Below are 24,317 nucleotides of genomic sequence, written 5' to 3'. Positions count from 1 at the left end.
CTTCGGATGTGAATCGCTTTTTCGGCATGGTCTGACTCTCCTTTTCAATAGCATATGAAATTTCAAGTCGGACCAGTTTTTTCAGGTCAGGTCAACTCCGTTCTCCTGCTCGCTGTCATGAGCAGGATTGTGGTCTAAACATGGGTCAACTTTGGATGCAAATTTCCGGGGAAAGTGGGTCAGTTTTCAATGCAAATCAACAGTCCATGGGAATACCTGCGTATAGATGCACCTATATTAAGTGGGAATCTTGGCGGTACAACTACTGTTCAAGGGCTTTCTGATGGTATTGAGGAAGATATTTCTATTGGATGGAAAATATTTGATTTGCAGGGCCTGATATTGAGGTTGCGTGAAAATATCTCAGGATTAACAGGAGAAAGAATTTGGGGATTTAAATTTACTTTTTATCCCAATGGAAAATTTAATGTTGAGTTTAATTACAACAAACCGGAAGGGTATGAGGAAACAGACGAAACAATCAGCGGAGATCAAATCAATACATCTCTCAATCAGATTCATACCAAGGATGGTTAATTCGGGACAGGACTCCAATCTGATCGGCGCCACAGTGGCAATCTGTAGGTGGTGCAACACAAGCTGCAGTCAAATCACCTGCCGATCGCTAGTTGGAGATTATTATGTTTGACGGATTTTGGTACGGCATATTCGGTGGTTTATTTGGTTCTGCAATTGCTCAGTGGATGAGTCGATTTAAATATTTTTCAATTTTCTTTGTGACAGTATTGGGGTCACAATTCGTTTTTTTTGTCATGGCAGTTTTTTATAGAGGATGGGGTGGGGCGTTCGATATTCTTATTCAAGACCAATCAACATCCCTTATTATTTTTTTATATGTTCCTTTGGGATTTGGTGGGTTGGGTATTCTTGTAGCTTTTTTAGGTTCTTTAAGCTCGTCTAAGAAACTTGGCAATGAAAAAATTGATAAGACGTTGTAATACCCCAGTGGATAAAAAAGTACCCGCGTAGAGACGAGCAACTTCATTGACCTGCTCCGAATTTTTCGGCCCGCTGAAAATTTGAGAAGATAGTTCCCCCATTCGAAAGGGAGCCGCACCAAGCCAAAAAGAGAGATTTTCCTGGCCCTCGGCCAGCGGCGACGACAAGGATCTTCCCCAACATCGCCGCACATTATCTGTATAATCTTTGCAAATATTTCCAGCCGTTGCCTGAACCGGTAACGAACCACCCCGGAAATACGTAAGCGTTCACGTCAACCAACGCGTCCATCCGGCATCGCTGCCAAGCGCGACTGCGTTCGCCTGCGATGCCTCAGACGCTATGGTGAAAAACTTGAAACGACTTTCCCGGCCGGCGCGCTTGCGCATGACAAACGGCTTCTTCCTATCCCCTTTACAACATTCGGTATTCAATCCTCCCGCGGTTGCCGTTTTCGCACGCGCCGATCTTTCCGTCCAGCGAGGTTGAACATGTCCATGAACATCCAACAAAACGAGCAAGAGCGCTCGGCTGCGCGCAACCTGCTGCCGCTGGTGGCTATCGTGTTTTCCGGTTTCCTGTGCATCGGCATCCCGTTGCCGGCCTTGCCGCTGCATGTGAACGGCACGCTGGGCTACAGCGCCATCGTGGTGGGCTGGATCGTCGGCATCCAGTCTTTCGCTACCATCCTGACGCGCAAGTTCGCCGGCGCTTATTGCGACCGGCATGGGCCGAAGCAGTCGGTTTCCATTGGCTTGCCGATGGCGTCATGCGCCGGCCTGCTTTACCTGGTGTCGACCTGGATCGCCAATCCCCTGGGCAGCATCGCCGTGCTGACGCTGGGGCGCTTGCTGATGGGGCCGGCCGAGAGCCTGTTCCTGACCGGCACCATGACTTGGGGCATCGGTCGCGTGGGCATTGCCAAGACCGGCAAGGTGATGGCCTGGCAGGGCATCGCCATGTTCGCCGCGCTGGGCATAGGCGGGCCGCTGGGCGTGGCGATCCAGCAGCGCTTCGGCTTTGCGGGCGTTGCCTGGACGACTATCGTGCTGCCCTTGCTGGGCTTTGTCATCGCCCGCATGCTGTCGGCGCTGGCGGTTTCGCGCGGGCATCTGCAAGGCTTGTCCTTCATGGGCGCGCTGGCGCTGATCTGGCGCTTTGGGCTGGCTCTGGCATTCAGTGCGATGCCGTTTGCCATCCTTACCAGCTTCTTGGTGCTGTTCTATGGCAGTTACGGTTGGCAGGGGGCGGGTTACGCCATTCTCGGGTTTTCGGTGGGGTATATCGGCGTACGGCTGTTTTTCGCGCATCTGCCGGATCGTATTGGCGGCGCCAAGGTCGGCGCGGTTTCCGTCGTCATCGAACTGTGCGGCCAGTTAATGCTGTGGCAGGCGCATGACCCGATGATGGCGCTGGCCGGTTCGGTACTGACCGGCATCGGCTTCTCGCTGGTGTTTCCCTCGATGGGCGTGCAGGCCATGGCGCGCGTACCGGCGCATTCGCGCGGCATGGCAGTGGCTTGTTTCATGGCGTTCATCGACGTTGCTTCGGGGCTGACCGGTCCCATTGTCGGCATGGTGATTGGTTTGTATGGTTATCCGGCGGCGTTCCTGGCCGGCACCTTGGCTTGCGTGGCGTCTTTGCTGGTGATGTGGTCGAGCGTACGGCGCAACTGAAGCTGACGCACAAGAAAAACGGCCCCTGAGTCAATCTCAGGGGCCGTTTTTCATTACTGGATTCGGGGACGTTCAATTACGTTTCGGCACGCAACCCCGCAGGCTTAAGCTTAGACTCCAACGCCTTCCCCTTACGCGCCCGCTTGCCGATATGCACGCCCAGCGCGGCCGCCGACAACGACACTTCCTGCGCCTTGCCGCCGCGGCCGATGCCGTAGACGACGACACCCTTCTGGCTGATTGCTTGCGCGCCCAGGAGCTTTTCGTTTTTCTCCAGTTCCATCAGGTTCACGCCGCGTCCGCCGGAGGAGAGCGTCTTCATTTCGTCCAGGCCGAACACCAGCAGGCGGCCGTTGCCGGAGAGGCAGGCTACGGCGCCGGCGTCGGCTGCTACCGTGCGCGGGGCCAGGGGCAGGGCGCCTTCGTCCAGCGTGAAGAAGGCCTTGCCGCCCTTGACGCGGCCGAACATGTCGGAGGCCTTGGCGACAAAGCCCACGCCGGCGTCGGAGGCCAGCAGCAGCGTGGCGTCGGCCGGGCCGGCGTAGTAGTGCAGGATGTTGCTGCCGCTGGCCAGTTCGACCAGCGTGGTGACGGGCACGCCGTCGCCGCGCGCGTTGGGCAGGCCATTCACGGCGATCGTGTAGACCCGGCCGTTGGAGCCGAAGGCCAGCAGGTTGTCGACCGTGCGGCATTCGAAGGCGCCGTACAGGCCGTCGCCGGCCTTGAAGGTGAATTGCGCGGCGTCGTGGCCGTGGCCGGTGCGCGCACGCACCCAGCCCTTTTGCGAGATGATCACGGTGACCGGTTCGTCGATCACCTTCTGTTCGAAGGTGGCGCGTTCGGCTTCTTCGATGATGGTGCGGCGCTCGTCGCCGTATTGCTTGGCGTCGCCTTCGATTTCCTTGATCACCAGCTTCTTCATCGAGGCCGGGTTGTCGAGCAGGTCTTGCAGCGTGCTCTTCTCGCCGCGCAGCTCGGCCAGCTCTTGCTGGATCTTGATCGCTTCCAGGCGCGCCAACTGGCGCAGGCGGATTTCCAGGATGTCTTCGGCCTGGCGGTCGGACAGCTTGAAGGCGGCGATCAGCGCGGGCTTCGGTTCATCCGATTCGCGAATGATCTTGATGACCTTGTCGATGTTCAGCAGCACCGCTTCCCGGCCTTCCAGGATGTGGATGCGGTCGTTCACCTTTTGCATGCGGAATTGCGTGCGGCGGGTGACGGTCTCGAAGCGGAAGCCGATCCATTCGCCGAGGATGTCGGCCAGGCCCTTCTGGCGCGGGCGGCCGTCGCCGCCGATCATCACCAGGTTGAGCGAGGCATTGCTTTCCAGCGAGGTCTGGGCCAGCAGCGTGTTCATGAACTCGGTCTGGTCCTGGTTCTTGGACTTCGGTTCGAACACCAGGCGCACCGGGGCGTCGCGGCCGGATTCGTCGCGCACGGCGTCGAGCAGACCGAGGATGGCGGCCTTTTGCGATTGCTGCTCGGGCGTGAGCGTCTTCTTGCCCAGCTTGACCTTGGGGTTGGTCAGTTCTTCGATCTCTTCCAGCACGCGCTGGGAGGAGACGCCCGGCGGCAGTTCGGTGATCACCGCCTGCCACTGGCCGCGCGCCAGGTCTTCGATCTTCCAGCGTGCGCGCACCTTGAGGCTGCCGCGGCCGCTCTGGTACATCTCGGCGATGGTGGATTGCGGCGTGATGATCTGGCCGCCGCCGGGGAAGTCGGGGCCGGGGATCAGCGCCATCAGTTCGGCATGGCTGATCTTTGGATTGCGGATCATCGCTACCGCCGCCCTGGCCACTTCGGTCAGGTTGTGCGAGGGGATTTCGGTGGCCATGCCGACCGCGATGCCGGAGGCGCCGTTGAGCAGCAGGAAGGGCAGGCGCGCCGGCAGCAGCTTGGGTTCTTCGGTGGAGCCGTCGTAGTTGGGCTGGAACTCCACCGTGCCCATGTCGATCTCGTCGAGCAGCAGTTTGCTGATGGGCGTCAGGCGGGCTTCGGTGTAACGCATCGCCGCAGCGCCATCGCCGTCGCGCGAGCCGAAGTTGCCCTGGCCGTCGATGAGCGGATAGCGCAGCGAGAAATCCTGCGCCATGCGCACCAGCGCGTCGTACACCGACTGGTCGCCGTGCGGGTGCAGCTTGCCCAGCACGTCGCCGACCACGGCGGCGGACTTGCGCGGCTTGGCGGTGGCGTTCAGGCCCAGCTCGTTCATCGCGTACAGGATGCGGCGCTGCACCGGCTTCTGGCCGTCGGCGACGTCGGGCAGGGCGCGGCCCTTGACCACCGAGATCGCGTAGTCGAGGTAGGCGCGCTCGGCAAAGGTCGACAGCGTCAGCGAGTCGCCGTCCGGCGGGGGCGGGGTCTGGTCAAACAGGTTGGCTTGTTCGGTCATGGAGCTTTGCTAATAATCTGTGTTCGGTCGGTCATGTCGGGGCGGGGCGATCAGATATCGGCCTCGGCCTCATTGCCGTGTTCCTCGATCCATGCCCGGCGCGAGGCGGCTTCGCCCTTGCCCATGAGCATGGTGAAGCGCTCTTCGGTACTTTGCACGCCGGGTTCGCCAAAGCCGATCGGCAGCAGGCGGCGGGTGTCGGGGTTCATGGTGGTTTCCCACAACTGCTCGGCGTTCATCTCACCCAGGCCCTTGAAGCGCGAGATGGCCCAGGCGCCTTCCTTCAGGCCGTCCTTGCGCAGCTTGTCTTCGATGGCTTCCAGCTCGCCGTCGTCCAGGGCGTACAGCTTCTGCACCGGCTTCTTGCCGCGCGCCGGGGCGTCCACCCGGTACAGCGGCGGGCGCGCCACGCAGATGTTGCCGTTTTCGATCAGCTTGGGGAAATGCTTGAAGAACAGCGTCAAGAGCAGCACCTGGATGTGCGAGCCGTCCACGTCGGCATCGGAGAGGATGCAGATCTTGCCGTAGCGCAGGCCGGACAGGTCGGGCGTGTCGTTGATGCCATGCGGGTCGACGCCGATGGCTACCGCGATGTCGTGGATTTCGTTGTTGGCGAACAGGCGGTCGCGTTCGGTTTCCCAGGCGTTCAGGACCTTGCCGCGCAGCGGCAGGATGGCCTGGAACTCCTTGTCGCGGCCCATCTTGGCCGAGCCGCCGGCGGAGTCGCCCTCGACCAGGAACAGTTCGTTGCGCGAGACGTCGGAGGATTCGCAGTCGGTCAGCTTGCCGGGCAAGACGGCCACGCCGGACGACTTCTTCTTCTCGACCTTCTGCGCCGAGCGCAGGCGGCTTTGCGCCTGCTTGATCACCAGCTCGGCCAGCTTCTTGCCGTAGTCGACGTGATGGTTCAGCCACAGCTCCAGCGCCGGGCGCGAATAGCCGGCCACCAGGCGCACGGCGTCGCGCGAGTTCAGGCGTTCCTTGATCTGGCCCTGGAATTGCGGATCCAGCACCTTGGCCGACAGCACGAAGGACACGCGCGCGAAGACGTCTTCGGCCAGCAGCTTGACGCCCTTGGGCAGCAGCGAGTGCATCTCGGCGAAGCTCTTGACCGCCGAGAACAGGCCTTCGCGCAGGCCGGATTCATGGGTGCCGCCGTTGGAGGTGGGGATCAGGTTGACGTAGGACTCGCGCACCACGGCGCCTTCCTCGGTCCAGGCCACGACCCAGGCCGCGCCTTCGCCCTCGGCGAAGCCTTCGGCATCGCGGCCGGCGTACTGTTCGCCTTCGAACAGCGGGATCAGCGGTTCGCTGTTGCTGGACTGGGCCAGTTGCTCCATCAGGTAGCCGCGCAGGCCCTGGTCGTATTGCCAGGTCTGGGTATCGCCGCTCTTGGCGTTGACCAGCGTGACCTTCACGCCCGGCAGCAGCACCGCCTTGGAGCGCAGCAGGCGCTGCAGCTCGCCCAGCGGGATGGTGGGCGAGTCGAAATATTTGACATCCGGCCAGACGGTGACGCGGGTGCCGGATTTTTTGTCGTCGCGGCCGGCCGGGCGCGACCGGAGTTTCTCGATCACGTCGCCGCCGGAGAAGGCCAGCGTGTGTACGGCATTGCCTTGCTCGTCCTTGCGCCAGACGGTGATTTCCAGGCGCGTGGACAGCGCGTTGGTGACCGACACGCCGACGCCGTGCAAGCCGCCCGAGAACGCGTAGGCGCCGCCCGAACCCTTGTCGAACTTGCCGCCGGCGTGCAGGCGGGTGAACACGATCTCGACGGTGGGCACCTGTTCTTCCGGGTGCAGGCCGACCGGGATGCCGCGGCCGTCATCCTCCACGGCGACGCTGCCGTCGGCATTCAGGGTGACGATGATGCTCTTGCCGTAGCCGCCCAGCGCTTCGTCGGAAGCGTTGTCGATGACCTCCTGGATGATGTGCAGCGGATTCTCGGTGCGGGTGTACATGCCCGGGCGCTGCTTGACCGGTTCCAGGCCCTTGAGGACGCGGATCGATGATTCACTGTAATCGGACGGGGATGTTTTCTTGGTTGCCATGCAGGTGAGATTGGGTCTGGTCGGAGAGCGGCCGCAAATCAATGTGTAGCCAAAATGACAGCACATGCCGGCCTTGAGAACCTGTCAGAGAGCCTGCGGCATGCGGTGCCAACTGCGCATTCTAATGAAAATTGCGCCAAGCAGAAAATTGCTTTTTGGAAATGAGGTGTTTTTGGCGGCCGGCGCGCGGCTGCGAGGGCGGTGCGCCGCCGTCGGCGGACGGCGGCGCGAGGGGGGCGGGCGTGCGGGTATCAGGCAGCCAGCAGGCTTTCGACCGCCCGCGCGATCGACAGCAAACGGCGGTCCTGGCCGCCGGGCGCGGCCAGCGACAGGCCGACCGGCGCGTTGCCGGGCTGCTGGCAAGGCAGGGAGATGGCGCAGCCGTCGAGGAAGTTGATCAGCGTCGGGTTGCGCAGGATCAGGCCATTGGCGGCGTAGTAGGCGTCGTCGCTGGCTTGCAGGTCGGCGATTTTGGGCGCCACGACCGGCACGGTCGGCATCGCCAGCGCGTCGAAGCCGTCCAGCTGCGCTTCGGTGTTGGCGATCCAGCGGCGGCGGGCGTGGATCACGTCCAGCAAGTCGGCCGCGCCCATGTCCTTGCCGCGCAGGATGCGCGAGACCACGCGCTGGTCGTAGCCTGCCTTGTTTTCGGCGATCAGTTCGCGGTGCCAGGCATAGGCCTCGGCGGCGGTGAAGCCGCCCTTGGCGTTGATCGCGGCCAGTTCGCCGAAGGCCGGCAGCGGCTGCTCGACGATCACCGCGCCGGCGGCGGCCAGCTTGGCCAAGGCCGCCCGGTAAGCGGCGGCCACCTGGTCGTCCATGCCGTCCAGCACTACATTGGTCGGCGCCAGGAGGCGTAGGCCGCGCAGCGGATGGGGGATGGGGGCGGCGTAGTCTTCGCCGGACAGCACCGCGTCCATGATGGCACAGCACTCGACCGAGGCGGCCAGCGGGCCGATCGAATCCAGGTATTCCGACAGCGGCAGCACACCTTTCATCGATACGCGCGAGGCCGTCGGCTTGAAGCCGGTCAGGCCGTTGAAGGCCGAGGGGATGCGCACCGAGCCGCCGGTGTCCGAGCCGATGGCGGCAAACGCCATGCCGTCGGTGACCGAGATGGCGGCGCCCGAGGATGAGCCGCCCGGGATGCGGCCGCCATCCACGTCGCGCTGCCAGGCATTTTTCGGGGTGCCGTAATGCGGATTGATGCCCAGGCCGGAATAGGCGAACTCGGTCATGTTGGTCTTGCCGATCACGATGGCGCCGGCGTTGATCAGGTTCTGCACCACCACCGAGTTGGCGGCAGCGGCCGGTTTGCCGCGCAACACCACCGAACCGGCCAGCGTGGTTTCGCCGGCCACGTCGAACAGGTCCTTGACCGAGACCGGCAAGCCATCGATGGGCGAGCGGGCAAGGCCGGCCGCGCGCAGCGTGTCGGACGCTTTGGCGGCGGCGCGCGCCTGGTTGGCATAGACGCTGGTGAACACGCGCGCGCCTTCGCCGTTGGCGTCGGCGATCCTGGCCAGCGCCTGTTCGGTCAATTCAACGGAAGTGGTGCGGCCAGCCGCGAGGTCGGCGGCGAGTCGGGAGAGTGTGGGGAGCATGGTCGGCATTGTCGTGCAGTCGATGGAGGGAAAGAGTGTAGCGCACCAGGCAGGCGGTCGTCCCCGCGCAAGCAGGGGCGACATGAATGGCACAGGGCGATGAATCAGGCCACTTCAGCCAGCGACTGCGCCACATAGGCGTGACGCAGCGAGCGGCCGCGGCGCGGGTCGAACAATTCCATGGTGAAGGAGGCCGCCGGGCGGATGCCGCCGATGGCGCCGACGGTGCCGCAGGTCATGCCGCAGCCTTCGGGCAGCACGGCGCTGCCGTCGGTGAAGCGGGCGATCAGGTCGGCCGGCGTGCGCAGCGAGGACAACGGCCCTTCCTGGTACAGCACGGTGGCGCCGTTTTCTTCGATCCAGGAGCGGATCACCAGCTCGTCCCAGTACTCGGCCACGTCGGCCAGCTTCCAGGCGCCGGTGCCGACCGGCTTGACGCAGGCCTGCTTGGAGAAGGCCACGCTGTGCGCTTCCAGCTTGCGGTCGGTGTGGTCGGAGGCGATCGAGACATACAGCTCGCCGCCGGCGTTGAAGACGAAGGTTTCGACTTCGCCGGAGGACTCGAAGCCCAGCACCTGCACGTCGTTGGCTTGCGTGAGCTGGTTGGTCGAGACGCGGTAGAACAGCGGCACTGCGCTGGGGCGCGAAATGCCCAGGGCTTCCAGTTCTTCGATGTGGTGTTCGATGGCGGCCATGTCGCGGCCGGCCCAGCCGGCGATGACCAGGGTGTGGATGTCGGCGCTCACGGTGCCGTTGTCGGGGAGGGAGAAAGAGAGCTTCATGGCGGTTGCTTCAATATTCAATAACGATTGCGTGAATCAAACGCCGGAACCGTGCGGTTCCGGCGGGGGAAAGCTGAAATGCGGAATGCGGCTTACTGCTTCTTGATGAACACCACCACCAGGAAGCTGGCGAGGAATTCGAGCGCGGCCACGAAGTACAGGCCGGAAGACAAGGAGCCGGTGCTGGTCTTGAGCGCGCCGATCATGTACGGCGCGACGAAGCCGGCCAGGTTGCCGATCGAATTGATCAGCGCGATGCCGCCGGCGGCCGCGGTGCCGGCCAGGAACGCCCCGGGGATCGACCAGAACACCGGGAACGCGGCCAGGATGCCGATGGCGGCGACCGTCAGCGAGCACAGGGCGACGGCGGCGTTGCCCAGCGTCAGGCCGGTGGCCACCAGGCCGATACAGGCGATCAGCGTGGCGATGGCGCTATGCATGCGGCGCTCGCCGGTCTTGTCGGAGTGGATGCCGTTCCACACCATGGCCAGCGTGCCGGCGATGAACGGGATGGCCGAGATCAGGCCGATCTGCAGGTTGCCCTTGATGCCGATCTCCTTGATGATCGACGGCGCCCAGAAGGCGATGGTGGCGTTGCCGCTGACCACGCAGAAGTACACGGCGGCGCAGATCCATACGCGGTAGCTGGCGCAGGCGTCCTTGAACGAGAAGTGCTTGCCGGGGGCGCTGTTCTCGGCGGCCAGGGTTTGCGTCACGGCGACTTTTTCGGCGTCCGACAGCCACTTGGCGTTGGCCGGTTTTTCCGGGAGCCAGGCCAGTACCGCCAGGCCTGCCAGCAGCGAGGGAATGCCTTCGATGATGAACAGCCACTGCCAGTTGGCCAGGTGGCCGACGCCTTCCATGCCGCTCATGATGAGGCCGGCGATCGGGCCGCCGACGGCGCCGGCGATGGCGAACGAGGTCATGAACAGGCCGTTGACGCGGGCCCGGCGCTGGGCCGGGAACCAGTAGGTCAGGTACAGCACCACGCCGGGGAAGAAGCCGGCTTCGAACACCCCCAGCAGGAAGCGCAGGATGTAAAAGCTGGTCGGGGTGGTGACATAGGCCATCGCCATCGAGGCCAGGCCCCACAGGATGGTGATGCGCGCCAGCGTCTTGCGTGCGCCGATCTTTTCCAGCAGCAGGTTGCTGGGCACTTCGAACAGGAAGTAGCCGATGAAGAAGATGCCCGCGCCCAGGCCGTAGACGGCTTCGGAGAATTGCAGGTCCTGCAGCATCGACAGCTTGGCGAAGCCGACGTTGACGCGGTCGATCCAGGCCAGCACGAACAGGAAGACCAGAAACGGAATCAGGCGCCAGGCGATCTTGCGATAGGTGGCATCCATCGCGGATGGGTTGCAGCCGGCGCCCGATACCGGATCGAGTGCGGCTGATGTGGAATAAGACATGCATTACCTCCCTAATTATTGATGAGCCTCGGCCGGTTTGCGGCGGCGCGCGGGTGTCTGGACAGTGTGCGGAGCCGGTCGGGTTCTTGTGATTGCCAGGCGCATGCGATGGCGCATGGCGGGTGCCGGTCTTAATTCAGTATGGGGATGAGGGCGGGACGCTGTCCAACAAGAAAATCTGAACAGGATTGATTGAAAAATCTTATGAGCAAAAGCGGGGCGTGTTTGCGCCAATACCATGCACTCAAGCTGGATTATTTATCTCCGTCGCCCTGACGAAGGCCAGGGCCCGGCGTCGTTCAGCGGCCGTTGAGGCACAACGAAAGACACTGGGTCCCGGCCTGCGCCGGGACGACGGATTTCGGATTGGCGATTCAGCCTGCGGCCAGGGGCGAAGGCAGGCGGGCGATCTCATGTCCCCAATTGAGTGCGAAGTCGGACGCCGTTTCCTGTGCGATGCGGGCCACGGTCTCGGTCAGCGGATTCTCATGGTCTGAGCGGAAGCAGGCGATCAGGGCCAGCGCCGGAAACTCGGTATCGACCCGCAGCAGGTGCAATATCTCTTCATTCAGCTCGCGCTGGATGATGGCCGGCGGCACCGCCGCGATGCCGAAGCCGTCGGTCACCAGCCGGATCATGGTCGCCACCGAGGCGATGCAGTTGATATGCAGGTTGCCGCGTTCGCTGCTGGAGAACATGCGTTCGATCACCGCATGCGGGCCGGAGTTGCGCGCGAAGCTGACCACCGGGAAGGCCGCCAGGTCGGACAGCGTCAGCGTCTCGCTGCCGATGTCGAGCTTGGGGCTGCCGACCCAGCGCATCGGGAACTCGCACAGCGCGATGTTGCTGACCTGCGGGCCGATCACCGGTTCGGCCTGCAGCACCAGGTCGAGGTTGCCTTTGCTGAACTGCTCGTGCAGGTGGATGGTGGTATCGCTGGCGATTTCGATCTGCAGGCGCGGGAAGGTCTTGTGCAGACGGCCGAGGAAATCGGGAAACCAGCTATGGACGATCGATTCGATGACGCCGATGCGGATCACGCCGGCGTAGACCTGCTTGTCGGACATGTCGTCCTTCATCTCGCGCATGAGCTTGACCATGCGTTCGGCATACACCAGCGCCTTGCTGCCGTCGGCGGTCAGCGCCACCTCGCGCGCGCTGCGGTCGAACAGGCGTACGCCGAAGTCCTGTTCGAGCGAGGCGATGCGGCTGGAGACGGCGGCTTGCGTGGTGTGCAGGCGTTCGGCGGTGAGCCGGAAATTGCGCAGCCTGGCCAGCCAGACGAAGGTTTCTAGGAAGCGGATATTCATGGCGCTGGAGTTGGCTGGGTGAGGGGAAGGAGGGATGCGGGGCAGGCGAAATCGTTTTGCCGCCATGCGTCCGCAAAGGAGCGTATTTTATCCACTGCCGCTGGTTTTTGGATGTTCTCGTTTTTGGTGCGGCGCGATAGAAAAAGCATCTATAACAGTGCATCTCGAAGGATTTTTAGGGTATTTCTGGTGCAAATATGGATATTCTGTTTTTGAAAGTATTTTTTCTTTACTCTCCAATAAAATGAAAATATATTTACATTTTTCTTGAGCGCCGGAGACGGCCATCTGCCTCCGGGCAAGTGGCCAGTAAATGGCGAGTAAGTGGCCGGTAAGAAGCGCCTCAAGGCATCGATAAAAACACTTTCATGGGGCAGGCGGACTGTGACGCAACAGCCGAAAAACATCATGCTGCAAGGCGCGGGCGCTGTGGCGCAGACCGTGGGCAAGCTGTATCCGCAATTGTCCAAGTCGCACCGCAAGACGGCCGACTATGTGCTGGGAAATCCCTTCCGCGCCGCCACCATGACCATTGACGAACTGTCGGAAGCGGCCGGCATCTCGGTCGCCACCGCCAACCGGTTCGCCCATGCGCTGGGTTTCGACGGCTACGCCTCGTTCCGCGCCGCGCTGGTGTCCGATTTCGCCACCACGCTGGCGCCGGTGGAAAAGCTGCGCAACGAAGTGCAGCGCCCGGCCACCAGCGCCGAGATCATGGCCGCCGCCTTCGAGAACGACATCCACAACATCGAGGCCACCCGCCGCATGCTCTCGCCCGCGCAGTGCGAGCAGGCGGTGGACATGATCCTGGCCGCCGAGCGCATCTTCATCACCGGCTTCGGCGCCTCCGCCTATCTGGCCGGGCTGATGGCGCATGCGCTGGAACCCTATGTGCGCACCGTGTCGTCGGTAGCGTTGGCCGGCGGGCCGTCGCAGGCCGGCCGCCAGTTCTTCAAGCTCGACAGCCGCGACCTGGTGATCCCGATGGTGTTTCCGCGCTATGCGGCCGACACCGTCTGGCTGACCCAGCGGGCGGTGGAGAAGGGCGCGAAAATCCTCGCCATTACCGATGTGCCGGGCTCGCCGCTGGCGCCGCTGGCCGATGTGACAATCTTCGCGCAGACCGACCGCAAGCTCTCGCCGACTTCCGATGCGGCGGCGCTGATCCTGATCCAGGCGTTGTGCGACGCGGTCGCGCATCGCGCCAGCCGCTCGGTGCAGGCGGCTTCGCAGATGGCTGAATTCGTGCTGCCGTGGCTGTACCTGCCGCAACAGCAGCGCCCGGGGACGACGCCGGTCGGCAAGTCCGCCAGGCCGGCAGGCAGAACTGCCGCCCAATCCAAAGGAAAGACGAAAGCATGAATACTCCGGTCATCGCCATCCACGGCGGCGCGGGAACGATTTCCCGCCATTCCCTCAGCGCGGAAGAAGAAGCGGGCTACCACCAGGCGCTGGCCGATATCGTCGCCGCCGGCCAGGCCGTGCTCAACGCCGGCGGTTCGGCGCTGGCGGCGGTCACCGAGGCGGTGCGCCTGCTGGAAGACTGTCCGCTGTTCAACGCCGGGCATGGCGCGGTGTACACCAGCGAGGGCAAGCATGAGCTGGACGCCAGCGTGATGAGCGGCATCGACCTGGCCGCCGGCGCGGTGGCCTGCGTCACCCATATCCGCAACCCGGTGCTGGCCGCGCGCGCCGTGATGGAACAGAGCGAGCATGTGCTGCTGGTCGGGCAGGGCGCGGAATCCTTCGCGGCCCGGCATGGGGTGGAGATGGTCGAGCCCGGCTATTTCCATACCGACGCGCGCCATCAGCAGTGGCTGCGCGTGCGCGGGCAGGCCGGGGCGATGCTCGACCATGACGCCGCATCCTTCGCCTTCGCCCGGCAAGGCGGCGAGGGCGGCCATGAAGGCCGTGAAGGCGATCAGGAAAAGGCGCCGCTCGACCCCGACAACAAGTTCGGCACCGTGGGCGCGGTGGCGCTGGACAAGTTCGGCAACCTGGCCGCCGCCACCTCGACCGGCGGCATCACCAACAAGCAACCCGGCCGCGTGGGCGACTCGCCGTTGATCGGCGCCGGTTGCTATGCCTCCAATTCGACCGCGGCGGTATCGGCCACCGGCACCGGCGAGGCCTTCATGCGCGCGGCCGCCTGCTATGACGTGGCCGCGCGCATGGCTTATGCCGGCGACACGCTGCAACAGGCGACCGACAAGGTGGTATTCCAATTGCTGCCGATGATCGGCGGCCGCGGCGGCCTGATCGCGCTGGACGCGCAGGGCAACCTGGCGCTGCCCTTCAATACCGAGGGCATGTATCGTGCTTATGGGCGTGGAGAACTGGCGCCGGTGACGGCGATATATCAGTCCGAGCAGCCTGAGCAGTCCGGATGCTGAACGGCGCCGGGCGGGAGAAAACAGAAATGCAACAGCCACAACGCGTGCTGGACGTCAGCAACCTGAGCGTAAGCTTTTCCACCTCCGAGCGGACGGTGGAGGCGGTACGCGGCCTTTCATTCCATGTCGGCCGCGGCGAGACCCTGGCCATTGTCGGCGAATCGGGTTCCGGCAAGTCGGTGTCGTCGCTGGCGATCATGCGCCTGATCGAACATGGCGGCGGCAAGATCGTCCAGGGCGGCATGCAGTTCCTGCGCCGCAACGGCCAGTCGCTCGACCTGGCCCGTGCCGACAGCGCTACCATGCGCAGCATCCGCGGCGCCGAGATCGCGATGATCTTCCAGGAACCGATGACCTCGCTCAACCCGGTATTCACCGTCGGCGAACAGATCGCCGAATCGATCCGCCTGCACCAGGGCAAAGGCCATGCGGCGGCGCGGGCCGAAGCGTTGCGCATGCTGGAGATTGTGCGTATTCCGGAGGCCAAACGCGTGTTGGGGCGCCATCCGCACCAGCTCTCGGGCGGCATGCGCCAGCGCGTGATGATCGCCATGGCCTTGTCGTGCAAGCCGTCGCTCTTGATCGCCGATGAGCCGACCACGGCGCTGGACGTGACCATCCAGGCGCAGATCCTGCAACTGATCCGTTCGCTGCAGGAAGAGATGCAGATGGGCGTGATCTTCATCACCCACGACATGGGCGTGGTGGCCGAAGTGGCCGACCGCGTGGTGGTGATGTGCCGCGGCGAGAAGGTCGAGGAAAACGAGGTGAAGAGCCTCTTTGCCGCGCCTGCCCATCCCTATACCCAAGCCTTGCTGGCGGCGGTGCCTCGCCTGGGTTCGATGCGCGGCACCGACAAGCCGCGCCGCTTCGGCATCGCCGCCGAGGCCGAAGCACAGCCGCAAGCCATCGCCACCGAACTGCAAGGCCAGCAAGAGATCGCCGGGCAGCGCCAGCCGATCTTGAAGGTGCGCGACCTGACTACCCGTTTCGACGTCAAGAGCGGCATCTTCGGTCGCGTCAGACAACGCGTGCATGCGGTGGAGAAGGTCAATTTCGATCTGTATGCGGGCGAGACGCTGGCCATCGTCGGCGAGTCCGGTTGCGGCAAGTCGACCACCGGGCGTTCGCTGCTGCGGCTGGTGGATATCGCCGGCGGCCGCGTCGAGTTCGGCGGGCGCGACCTGGCGCAATTGCCGCGCTTGGAGTTGCGCCACTTGCGGCGCGACATCCAGTTCATCTTCCAGGATCCGTTCGCCTCGCTCGACCCGCGCATGACGGTCGGCTATTCCATCATGGAGCCGCTGCTGGTGCATGGCATGAAGGAGGGCGCGCGCGAGCGCGTCGATGCCTTGCTCACGCGCGTAGGGCTGACGCCGGAATACGGCCAGCGTTATCCGCATGAATTCTCCGGCGGCCAGCGCCAGCGCATCTGCATCGCGCGCGCCCTGGCGCTGAACCCTAAGATCGTGATCGCCGACGAGTCGGTGTCGGCGCTGGATGTGTCGATCCAGGCGCAGATCGTCAACCTGATGCTCGATCTGCAGGCTGAATTGGGTATTTCCTTCATCTTCATCTCGCACGACATGGCGGTGGTGGAGCGCATCAGCCACCGCGTGGCGGTGATGTACCTGGGGCAGATCGTCGAGATCGGCCCGCGCCGCGCCATCTTCGAAAACCCGCAGCATCCGTATACCCGCAAGCTGATGGCGGCGGTGCCGGTAGCCGACCCGACCTTGCGCCAGCCGGGCAAGAAGCTGATGACCGACGAGATCCCCAGCCCGATCCGGATGGTGGGCGACGAGCCCAATGTGGCGCCCCTGAAAGAGGTCGCGCCGGGCCATTTCGTGGCTACGCATCGTATTGCCGGGGCTTTCTGATTGCCGGTAGTAGTGTTTGCAGTAAATGAAGTCATCCAAGTAGCGCAACAGGCAGTATCAACCACATAGTCACTGATCAGGAGAGACAGATGTCCGCAACCGCAAAAATGAAAGCCATGACCGCCGCCAAATGGCTGGCCATGGGCACCTTGGGTGCAGCCATGCAATTTGGCGCGGCCAACGCTTTTGCCGCCAAGACCGCGACCGTCGCGGTGGCTTCGACCTTCACCACGATGGACCCGTATGATGCCAACGACACGCTGTCGCTGTCGGTGACCAAGTCCTTCTACCAGGGCCTGTTCGGCTTCGACAAGGACATGAAGCTGATCCCGGTGCTGGCCGAAGGCTACCTGGTCAGCAAGGACGGACTGGAGTACACCTTCCGCCTGAAGCAAGGGGTGAAGTTCCATGACGGCACCACCTTCAAGGCCGATGCGGTGAAGGCCGTGTTCGACCGCGTCACCAATCCCGACAACAAGCTCAAGCGCTATAACCTGTTCAACCGCATCGCCAAGACCGAGATCCTGAACGACTACACGGTCAAGGTCACATTGAAGGAGCCGTTCTCGGCCTTCATCAACGTACTGGCCCATCCCTCGGCGGTGATGATCTCGCCGGCTGCGCTGAAGCAGTACGGCAACAAGGACATCGCCTTCCATCCGGTCGGCACCGGCCCGTTCAAGTTCGTCGAGTGGAAGCAGACCGACTACCTGAAGGTGGCCAAGTTCGACGGCTACTGGAAGCAGGGCTACCCCAAGGTTGACGAAATCCTGTGGAAACCGGTGGTCGACAACAATTCGCGCGCAGCCATGATGCAGACCGGCGAAGCCCAGTTCACCTATCCGCTGCCGTATGAACAGGCCGACCTGCTCAAGAGCAAGGGCAACCTGGACGTGGTCGCGGGCCCGTCGATCATCCAGCGCTATATGTCGATGAACGTCAAGCAGAAGCCATTCGATAACCCGAAGGTGCGCGAGGCGATCAACTACGCCATCAACAAGCAGGCGCTGGCCAAGGTGGCGTTCAATGGTTACGCCGTGCCGATGGAGGGCGTGCTGCCGCAGGGCGTGGATTATGCCTACAAGACCGGCCCCTGGCCGTATGACGTGAAGAAGGCCAAGGCGCTGCTGGCCGAAGCCGGCTATCCGAACGGCTTCGAGACCGAATTGTGGTCGGCCTACACCCACACGACTGCGGTGAAGGTGATCCAGTTCCTGCAGCAGCAACTGGCCCAGGTCGGCATCAAGACCAAGATCCAGGCCCTGGAAGCGGGCCAGCGCGTGGAGCGCGTGGAAAGCTGGCAGGACCCGGCTACTGCGCCGATCCGCCTGTTCTACGTCGGCTGGTCCTCCTCGACCGGTGAAGCCGACTGGGGCCTGCGTCCGTTGCTGGCTTCCGAATCATTCCCGCCGCGCCTGTTCAACACCGCCTATTACAAGAGCGACAAGGTCGACAGCGATATCGCCAAGGCGTTGACCCTGACCGACCGCAAGGAAAAGGAAGAGCTGTACAAGGATGCCCAGCAGGAAATCTGGAAGGATGCCCCGTGGGCCTTCCTGGTCACCGAAAAGCTGTTGTACGCACGCGCCAAGAACCTGAAGGGAATTTATGTGATGCCCGACCAGGCCTATGAGTTCGAGAACATCGAATTCACCAAGTAATGCCGCGTAAGCCAATGCGGTAACCGGTGCTGGATGGCTGCCATCCAGTGCCGGGACTTCAGGCAAGTGAGGGGCGAATGCCTCTCCCGCCTGTAACAAGCAGTATCCAAGGTTTCGATCCACCAGCGAGAGCTTCATGTTTTCCTATGTCATCAAGCGCCTGTTAGGCCTCATCCCCACGCTGCTGCTGGTGGCGGTATTGGTATTCCTGTTCATCCACCTGCTGCCGGGCGACCCGGCGCGGCTGGCGGCCGGCCCCGAGGCCGACGAGAAGACGGTGGCGCTGGTGCGCGCCGACCTCGGCCTGGACAAGCCGCTGCCGGAGCAATTCATCAGTTTCTTCGTCAATGCCGCCCAGGGCGACTTCGGCAAATCGATCCGCACCAAGCGCCCGGTCTCCGAAGAGATCGGCGCGCGCTTCTGGCCGACCTTGTGGCTGACGGTGGTGGCCATGGTCTGGGCGGTGCTGTTCGGCCTGGTCATCGGCATCTCATCGGCGGTGTGGCGCAACCAGTGGCCCGACCGCTTGGGCATGACGCTGGCCGTATCCGGCATTTCCTTCCCGGCCTTTTCGCTGGGGATCCTGCTGATGCAGGTCTTTTCGGTGCAACTGGGCTGGCTGCCGACCGTGGGCGACGATACCTGGCGCCATTACATCCTGCCGTCAATCACGCTGGGCGCGGCGGTGGCGGCGGTGATGGCGCGCTTCACGCGTTCTTCCTTCATCGAGATCCTGCAGGAGGATTTCGTGCGCACCGCGCGCGCCAAGGGCTTGTCGGAGAAGGTGGTGGTCATCAAGCACTGCCTGCGCAATGCCCTGATCCCGGTGGTCACCATGATGGGCTTGCAGTTCGGCTTCCTGCTGGGCGGCGCGATCCTGGTCGAGGTGGTGTTCAACTGGCCGGGCATGGGGCGCCTGCTGGTGGACGCCGTCGAGATGCGCGACTATCCGGTGATCCAGGCCTCGATCCTGCTGTTCTCGCTCGAATTCATTTTCATCAACCTGGTGGTGGACATGCTGTATGCCGTGATCAACCCCAGCATCCGTTTCAAGTGAGGTAAGCCGTGTCTCTGTCCAATGCTCCCATTTCCGAGACCGGCGCGCCGCTGCCGCCGCCCGACCCGTCGGCGGTAGCCGCCGCCTCCGGCCAGAAGATCCGCACCCCGTGGCGCGAGTTCTGGCGCAAGTTCAGGAAGCAGCACCTGGCGATGTATGCCGGCGGCTTCATACTGCTGCTGGTGCTGCTGGCGATCTTCGCGCCGCTGATCGTGCCTTTCGATCCGGAAAATTTCTTCGACTACGATGCGCTCAATTCGCCGCCGACCTGGACGCACTGGTTCGGCGTCGACGCGCTGGGGCGCGACATCTTCAGCCGCATCATCGCCGGCACCCGCATCTCGCTGGCCGCGGGTTTCCTGTCGGTGGCCATCGGCGCGGTGATCGGCACGGTGTTCGGCTTGCTGGCCGGTTACTACGAGGGCTGGTGGGACCGCATCACCATGCGCATCTGCGACGTGCTGTTCGCCTTTCCCGGCATCCTGCTGGCCATCGGCATCGTCGCCATCCTCGGCGGCGGCATGCTCAACGTCATCATTTCGGTCTCGGTGTTCAGCATCCCGGCCTTCGCGCGGCTGGTGCGCGGCAATACGCTGCAGTTGAAGAACCTGACCTATATCGAAGCCGCGCGCAGCATCGGCGCCTCCGACATGACGATCATGTGGCGCCATATCTTCCCCGGCACGGTGTCGTCCATCGTGGTGTATTTCACGATGCGCATCGGCACTTCCATCATCACCGCCGCCGGCCTGTCTTTCCTCGGCCTGGGGGCGCAGTCGCCCACGCCGGAGTGGGGCCTGATGCTCAACGAGTCGCGCGCCGACATGATTACGTCGCCGCATATCGCGCTCTTCCCCAGCATCGCTATCTTCCTGACCGTGCTGGCGTTCAACCTGCTGGGCGACGGCCTGCGCGACGCGCTCGACCCCAAGATCGACCAGCGCTGATGGATGCGCCGCATATCGGCCGGCTCGCCGCCGGCCCGCGCAACAGCATCGCCGATGTCGAGGGCGTGACGGTCGGCCATTGCACGCTGGACGACGGGCCGGTGCAGACCGGCGTGACGGTGGTGTCGCCGCATGGCGGCAACCTGTTTGCGCACAAGCTGCCGGCGGCGGCGGTTGTCATCAACGGCTTCGGCAAGAGCGCCGGGCTGATGCAGCTGGAAGAGCTTGGCACGCTGGAAACCCCGATCGCGCTGACCAATACCTTTGCCGTGGGGACCATCGTCACCGCGCAGATCCGCCATGCGCTGCAGGCCAATCCGGAGATCGGCCGCAGCCAGCCCACGATCAACCCGCTGGTGATGGAATGCAATGACGGCTATCTCAACGACTTGCATGCCTTCGCCGTGCAGGAGGCGCATTTCCGGCAGGCGCTGGCGGCGTTGTCCGCTGACGTGCCGCAAGGCGCGGTGGGGGCGGGGCGCGGCATGTCCAGCTTCGGCATGAAGGGCGGCATCGGCAGCGCTTCGCGCATTGTCGCCGTCGGCGACAATGCATTCACCGTGGGCGCGCTGGTGCTATCGAATTTCGGCAGGTTGCCGGATCTGATCCTGGACGGGCAGCCGCTGGGCCGCGCCTTGGCCGTGGCCGAACCGGCGGAGCAGGCGCCCGAGAAGGGTTCCATCATCATGCTGCTGGCCACCGACGCGCCGCTCGACGCGCGCCAGTTGAAGCGCCTGGCCACCCGCGCCGGCGCCGGCCTGGCGCGTACCGGTTCGGTCTACGGCCACGGCAGCGGCGATATCGCGCTGGCCTTTTCCACCGCCCAGCAGATCGAGGCCGGCAGCGAGTGCCTGAACATGGCGCTGCTGCCAGACCAGTTGCTGGACCCGCTGTTCCATGCCGCCGCCGACAGCGTCGAGCAGGCCATTGTCAATGCGCTGTTCGCCGCCAAGACCGTGCGCGGCCGCGACGGCCACGTGCGCGAATGCCTGCGCGAGCGGCTGGCGCGCCTGCCATCCTGATTGATTTTTTGGACCACAACATGCATACCGTCAAGCGCGCCAACATCCTGGTTTCGGTCGATATCGAAGGCGTTGCCGGCGTCTTCCATCCCGAGCAGACCCGTCCCGGCAATGGCGAATACGAACGCGCGCGGCGCTGGATGACCGAAGAGGCTAACGCCGTCATCCGTGGCGCGCTGGCTGCCGGCGCCACGGCCGTCAAGGTCAACGATTCGCACGGGGGCTTTCGCAACCTGTTGCCCGACTTGTTGCTGCCGCAAGCGCGCATGGTGCTGGGCAAGCCGCGCGTGCTGGGCATGATGGGCGGCGTCGACCAGGAAGTCGATGCGGCGATGCTGGTGGGCTACCATTCGCGCGCCCAGGGGCGCGGCATCCTGGCGCACACCACCAACAGTTTCGCTTTCGCGCGCGTCTGGCTGGGCGGGCAGGAGATGGGCGAGGCCGGCTTGTACGGCGCCCTGGCCGGCGAGCATGGCGTGCCGGTGATCTTCGGCAGCGGCGACGATGCTTTCGTGGAAGAAAACCAGCCGCTGTTTCCGCATGCGGTATTTGCCGAAACCAAAAAAGCTTACGGCGCCAACAGCGGCGACACGCTGTCGCCCGCGCAATCCTGCGCGCTGCTGGAAACGCGCGCCAAGGAGGCGGTGGCGCAATGGCTGGCGCAGCCGTCGGCCATGCCGTCGCTGATCTTGCCCGGCCCGCTGCGCTGCCGGTTGCAGGCGCAGAGCGTGGCGCTGGCCGACCTGTTCAGTCAGTTGCCGATCCTCGAGCGTGCGGACAACGTCACGCTGGAGTTCGATGCGCCTACGGCTGAATATGCGGTGCGGGTATTGAACAGCCTGTCGGCGATGTCGGCCATGTTGCGCTGAGCCGCTTTCGGCAAGCGTCCTTTTCTTCCTTCAGGCATGCGTTCAATCCAGCGCATGCGCCTCCACGTCCGGTCCCAGATGGCCGCGTTGCTTGCGCATCAGCAGCACCAGCGGCACCGATACCAGCGTCGCCACCATCATGATCTTGAAGTCGTTGATATAGGCGAGGAAGGCCGCCTGGCGGGTGATTTCCTGGTTCAGCGCGGCCGCCCCGGCCTGGGTGCCAAGGTCGTAGAGCCAGGGCAGGCCGGCCTGCACGGCGGGGTTGGCGTAGTTGATGTGTTCCACCAGTTGCGAATGGAAGGCGCCGGTATTGCGCGTGACCAGCGTCTGCATGACCGAGATGCCGATGCTGCTGCCGATGTTGCGCGAGAGGCTGAAGATCGAGGTGCCATCCGGGCGCAGGTGCGGGGCCAGGGTGGAGAAGGTCATGGTGGTCAGCGGCACCGACACGAAACCCAATCCCAGGCCCTGGATGAAACCGGGCCAGACGATGTTCGACTCCTGCATCATGAAGGTGTAATTCGACATCTGCCACAGCGACAGCGCGGTCAGCAAAAAGCCCAGGCCGATCAGCGCGCGCGGGTCGATGCGGCTGACCAGCCGGCCCGCCACCATCATCGACATCATGGTGCCGATGCCGCTGGGGCCGATCACCAGGCCGGCCGTCACCACCGGATAGCCCAGCAGGGTTTGCAACAGCGGCGGCAGCAGGGCGCGGGTGGCGTAGAGCAGCAGCCCGACCATGAAGTAGAGTGCCAGGCCGGTGACGAAATTGCGGTCCTTGAGCAATTGCACGTTGAAGAAGGACAAGCCCTGCGCGGTCGAGGTCAGTACGATGAAATAGGCGAAGCAGACAGCGGCGGCGGTCGCTTCGATGATGATTTCGGTGGAGTTGAACCAGTCCAGCAGTTCGCCGCGGTCGAGGAACATCTGCAGGAATCCGATCGACAGGCTCAAGGTGATGCAGCCGAGATAATCGAACTTCAGTTCGGGCTGCACCTTGGTTTCGCGGATATAGGCCTTGATGCCGAGGAAGGACAGCACGCCGATGGGCAGGTTGATGAAAAATACCCAGCGCCAGGTCAGGTTCTCGGTCAGCCAGCCGCCCAGCGTGGGGCCGAGGATGGGGCCGATCATCACCGCCATGCCCCAGATCGCCATCGCCTGGGCATGCTTGTGGCGCGGGTTGATGTCCAGCATCACGGCTTGCGACAGCGGCACCAGCGCCGCGCCGAACAGGCCTTGCAGCAGGCGCGCCAGCACGATTTCGGCCAGCGTGCCGGAGATGCCGCACAGCATCGAGGCGATGGTGAAGCCGACGACCGAGGTCAGGAAGATGCGCTTGCGGCCATACTTGCCGGAGAGCCAGCCGGTGAGCGGCGTGGCGATGGCGGCGGCCACGATATAAGAGGTCAGCACCCAGGAAATCTGGTCTTGCGAGGCCGAGAGGTTGCCGGCCATGTGCGGCAGGGCGACGTTGGCAATGGTGCTGTCCAGCGTTTGCATGATGGTGGCCAGGATAATGGCGACCGTGATCAGGCCGCGATGGCTGGTTTGTTCCGCGGAGGTTGCCGGTGCGCCGGCCGGTGCCGAATCCGGCGTGGCAGTACTTGTCTGGCTCATGATGCTGAGGGGCCGAAAGGCCTCTTATTTGGTTACCTTGGGGATAGTGACATACGTTACTATTTGCTCGAAAAAAAAACAGCAGGCGGAATCAACCGGGCTGCTGTGCCTGTTTCCTTCGCTAGCCGTCCAGTTGCAGCAGCAGCTTGCGAAGCAAGCCTTCGAACTGCGTCATCTCCGCAGCCGAGAATGTGGACCACAGTTCGCGGTATTGGCTGCGCCGTTCCGGCTGGTACTTCTCGACGAAGGCGGTGCCCTTGGGCGTTAATTGCAGGTGCACTTCGCGGCGGTCTTCTTCATTGGTCAGCCGGCTGATGAAGCCTTTTTTGGCCAGGTCGTCGGCGATGCGCGAGCAATGGGTGCGCGAGCTGAGGATGTAAGTCGCCAGCTCGGAAGGCAGCATGCGGCTTTCAGGTTGGCTGTACAGCACCACCAGCGAAGTCCAGGTGGTGTAGTTGAGCCCATGCTCTCTCAGTTCGGCATCGAAATGGTCGCCGAGGTTGGCGCCCAGGTGCATGAGCAGGCGCGTGAGCACGGCTTCCCTGACCGGGGCGCCGGCAAACTGTTTTGAAATCGACTTGATGGCCGATTCGTAGGGGGAGAAGCTGTCGCTCATGGCGGTTTGCGGCCTATGCTGCGGTAAAAGCTGAAATAGTAACCTATGTTACTAGTTTGCGC

20 protein-coding genes are annotated in these 24,317 nt (G+C 63.3%); 11 read left to right on the top strand and 9 right to left on the bottom strand.

What is annotated here, in order from left to right:
- Positions 1-189 precede the first annotated feature (189 nt).
- The 3 genes from FB597_RS17530 (at position 190) to FB597_RS17520 (ending at position 2,636) form a co-directional block, all read left to right on the top strand.
- Positions 190-537: a hypothetical protein gene (locus FB597_RS17530; RefSeq protein WP_144770234.1), complete on the top strand. Its 348-nt coding sequence runs from the start codon at positions 190-192 to the stop codon at positions 535-537.
- Positions 538-641: 104 nt separating this feature from the next.
- Positions 642-959 carry a hypothetical protein gene (locus FB597_RS17525; RefSeq protein ID WP_144770233.1) on the top strand — a complete coding sequence of 106 codons (318 nt, stop codon included), beginning with the start codon at positions 642-644 and terminating at the stop codon, positions 957-959.
- A 498-nt stretch (positions 960-1,457) separates the two neighbouring features.
- Positions 1,458-2,636: an MFS transporter gene (locus FB597_RS17520; RefSeq protein ID WP_255517207.1), complete on the top strand. Its 1,179-nt coding sequence runs from the start codon at positions 1,458-1,460 to the stop codon at positions 2,634-2,636.
- Between the two features lie 76 nt (positions 2,637-2,712).
- Here the strand turns inward: FB597_RS17520 and parC are convergent, their stop codons facing one another.
- The 7 genes from parC to FB597_RS20395 all read right to left on the bottom strand — a co-directional run bounded on the left by parC (position 2,713) and on the right by FB597_RS20395 (position 12,472).
- A complete protein-coding gene (gene parC / locus FB597_RS17515; RefSeq protein WP_144770231.1) occupies positions 2,713-5,028 on the bottom strand; it encodes a DNA topoisomerase IV subunit A in 2,316 nt (771 codons plus the stop codon).
- Between the two features lie 50 nt (positions 5,029-5,078).
- Complete coding sequence (locus FB597_RS17510; RefSeq protein ID WP_144770230.1) at positions 5,079-7,079, bottom strand: DNA topoisomerase IV subunit B; 2,001 nt, start codon at positions 7,077-7,079, stop codon at positions 5,079-5,081.
- 251 nt (positions 7,080-7,330) lie between these two features.
- Positions 7,331-8,683, bottom strand: a complete 1,353-nt coding sequence (locus FB597_RS17505; RefSeq protein WP_144770229.1) for an amidase — start codon at positions 8,681-8,683, stop codon at positions 7,331-7,333.
- Positions 8,684-8,787: 104 nt separating this feature from the next.
- A complete protein-coding gene (locus tag FB597_RS17500; protein ID WP_144770228.1) occupies positions 8,788-9,465 on the bottom strand; it encodes a DUF2848 domain-containing protein in 678 nt (225 codons plus the stop codon).
- 92 nt (positions 9,466-9,557) lie between these two features.
- Entirely contained in the window at positions 9,558-10,874 is a 1,317-nt protein-coding gene (locus tag FB597_RS17495) for an MFS transporter (RefSeq protein WP_141914709.1), read from the bottom strand.
- A 374-nt stretch (positions 10,875-11,248) separates the two neighbouring features.
- The gene (locus FB597_RS17490; RefSeq protein ID WP_144770227.1) at positions 11,249-12,184 is read right to left on the bottom strand and encodes a LysR family transcriptional regulator; all 936 of its coding nucleotides are present in this window, start codon (positions 12,182-12,184) and stop codon (positions 11,249-11,251) included.
- A gap of 87 nt (positions 12,185-12,271) precedes the next feature.
- Complete coding sequence (locus tag FB597_RS20395) at positions 12,272-12,472, bottom strand: hypothetical protein (protein ID WP_222428656.1); 201 nt, start codon at positions 12,470-12,472, stop codon at positions 12,272-12,274.
- Positions 12,473-12,592: 120 nt separating this feature from the next.
- Here FB597_RS20395 and FB597_RS17485 point away from each other — a divergent pair, with 120 nt between their 5' ends.
- From FB597_RS17485 to FB597_RS17450, 8 genes are all read left to right on the top strand, one after another.
- On the top strand, positions 12,593-13,546 hold the full coding sequence (locus FB597_RS17485) for a MurR/RpiR family transcriptional regulator (RefSeq protein WP_221292287.1): 954 nt from the start codon (positions 12,593-12,595) through the stop codon (positions 13,544-13,546).
- Positions 13,543-14,577, top strand: coding sequence for an isoaspartyl peptidase/L-asparaginase family protein (locus tag FB597_RS17480; RefSeq protein WP_144770226.1), 1,035 nt, complete (start codon positions 13,543-13,545; stop codon positions 14,575-14,577). Before FB597_RS17485 ends, FB597_RS17480 begins: the two co-directional genes overlap by 4 nt.
- Before the next feature lie 26 nt (positions 14,578-14,603).
- The gene (locus FB597_RS17475; protein WP_144770225.1) at positions 14,604-16,457 is read left to right on the top strand and encodes a dipeptide ABC transporter ATP-binding protein; all 1,854 of its coding nucleotides are present in this window, start codon (positions 14,604-14,606) and stop codon (positions 16,455-16,457) included.
- Positions 16,458-16,546: 89 nt separating this feature from the next.
- Complete coding sequence (gene gsiB, locus FB597_RS17470; protein ID WP_144770224.1) at positions 16,547-18,118, top strand: glutathione ABC transporter substrate-binding protein GsiB; 1,572 nt, start codon at positions 16,547-16,549, stop codon at positions 18,116-18,118.
- Positions 18,119-18,254: 136 nt separating this feature from the next.
- Positions 18,255-19,175 (top strand): glutathione ABC transporter permease GsiC, encoded by a 921-nt coding sequence (gsiC, locus tag FB597_RS17465; RefSeq protein ID WP_144770223.1) that lies wholly within the window; start codon positions 18,255-18,257, stop codon positions 19,173-19,175.
- Positions 19,176-19,225: 50 nt separating this feature from the next.
- Positions 19,226-20,122 carry a glutathione ABC transporter permease GsiD gene (gene gsiD / locus FB597_RS17460; protein WP_370454723.1) on the top strand — a complete coding sequence of 299 codons (897 nt, stop codon included), beginning with the start codon at positions 19,226-19,228 and terminating at the stop codon, positions 20,120-20,122.
- Positions 20,122-21,144, top strand: coding sequence for a P1 family peptidase (locus FB597_RS17455; RefSeq protein WP_144770221.1), 1,023 nt, complete (start codon positions 20,122-20,124; stop codon positions 21,142-21,144). Before gsiD ends, FB597_RS17455 begins: the two co-directional genes overlap by 1 nt.
- Before the next feature lie 20 nt (positions 21,145-21,164).
- Positions 21,165-22,013: a M55 family metallopeptidase gene (locus FB597_RS17450; protein WP_144770220.1), complete on the top strand. Its 849-nt coding sequence runs from the start codon at positions 21,165-21,167 to the stop codon at positions 22,011-22,013.
- Between the two features lie 42 nt (positions 22,014-22,055).
- On the opposite strand, the gene FB597_RS17445 is transcribed toward FB597_RS17450, so the two are convergent.
- On the bottom strand, positions 22,056-23,639 hold the full coding sequence (locus FB597_RS17445; RefSeq protein WP_186442811.1) for a DHA2 family efflux MFS transporter permease subunit: 1,584 nt from the start codon (positions 23,637-23,639) through the stop codon (positions 22,056-22,058).
- A gap of 121 nt (positions 23,640-23,760) precedes the next feature.
- Complete coding sequence (locus FB597_RS17440; protein ID WP_144770219.1) at positions 23,761-24,255, bottom strand: MarR family transcriptional regulator; 495 nt, start codon at positions 24,253-24,255, stop codon at positions 23,761-23,763.
- Positions 24,256-24,317: the final 62 nt, after the last annotated feature.

The sequence above is a fragment of the Herbaspirillum sp. SJZ099 genome, from assembly GCF_007828355.1.
In the GTDB taxonomy this organism is placed as follows: domain Bacteria; phylum Pseudomonadota; class Gammaproteobacteria; order Burkholderiales; family Burkholderiaceae_D; genus Herbaspirillum.
The sequence above is the reverse complement of the archived record's forward strand: the minus strand, read 5'-3'. Positions and strand labels throughout refer to the sequence as shown.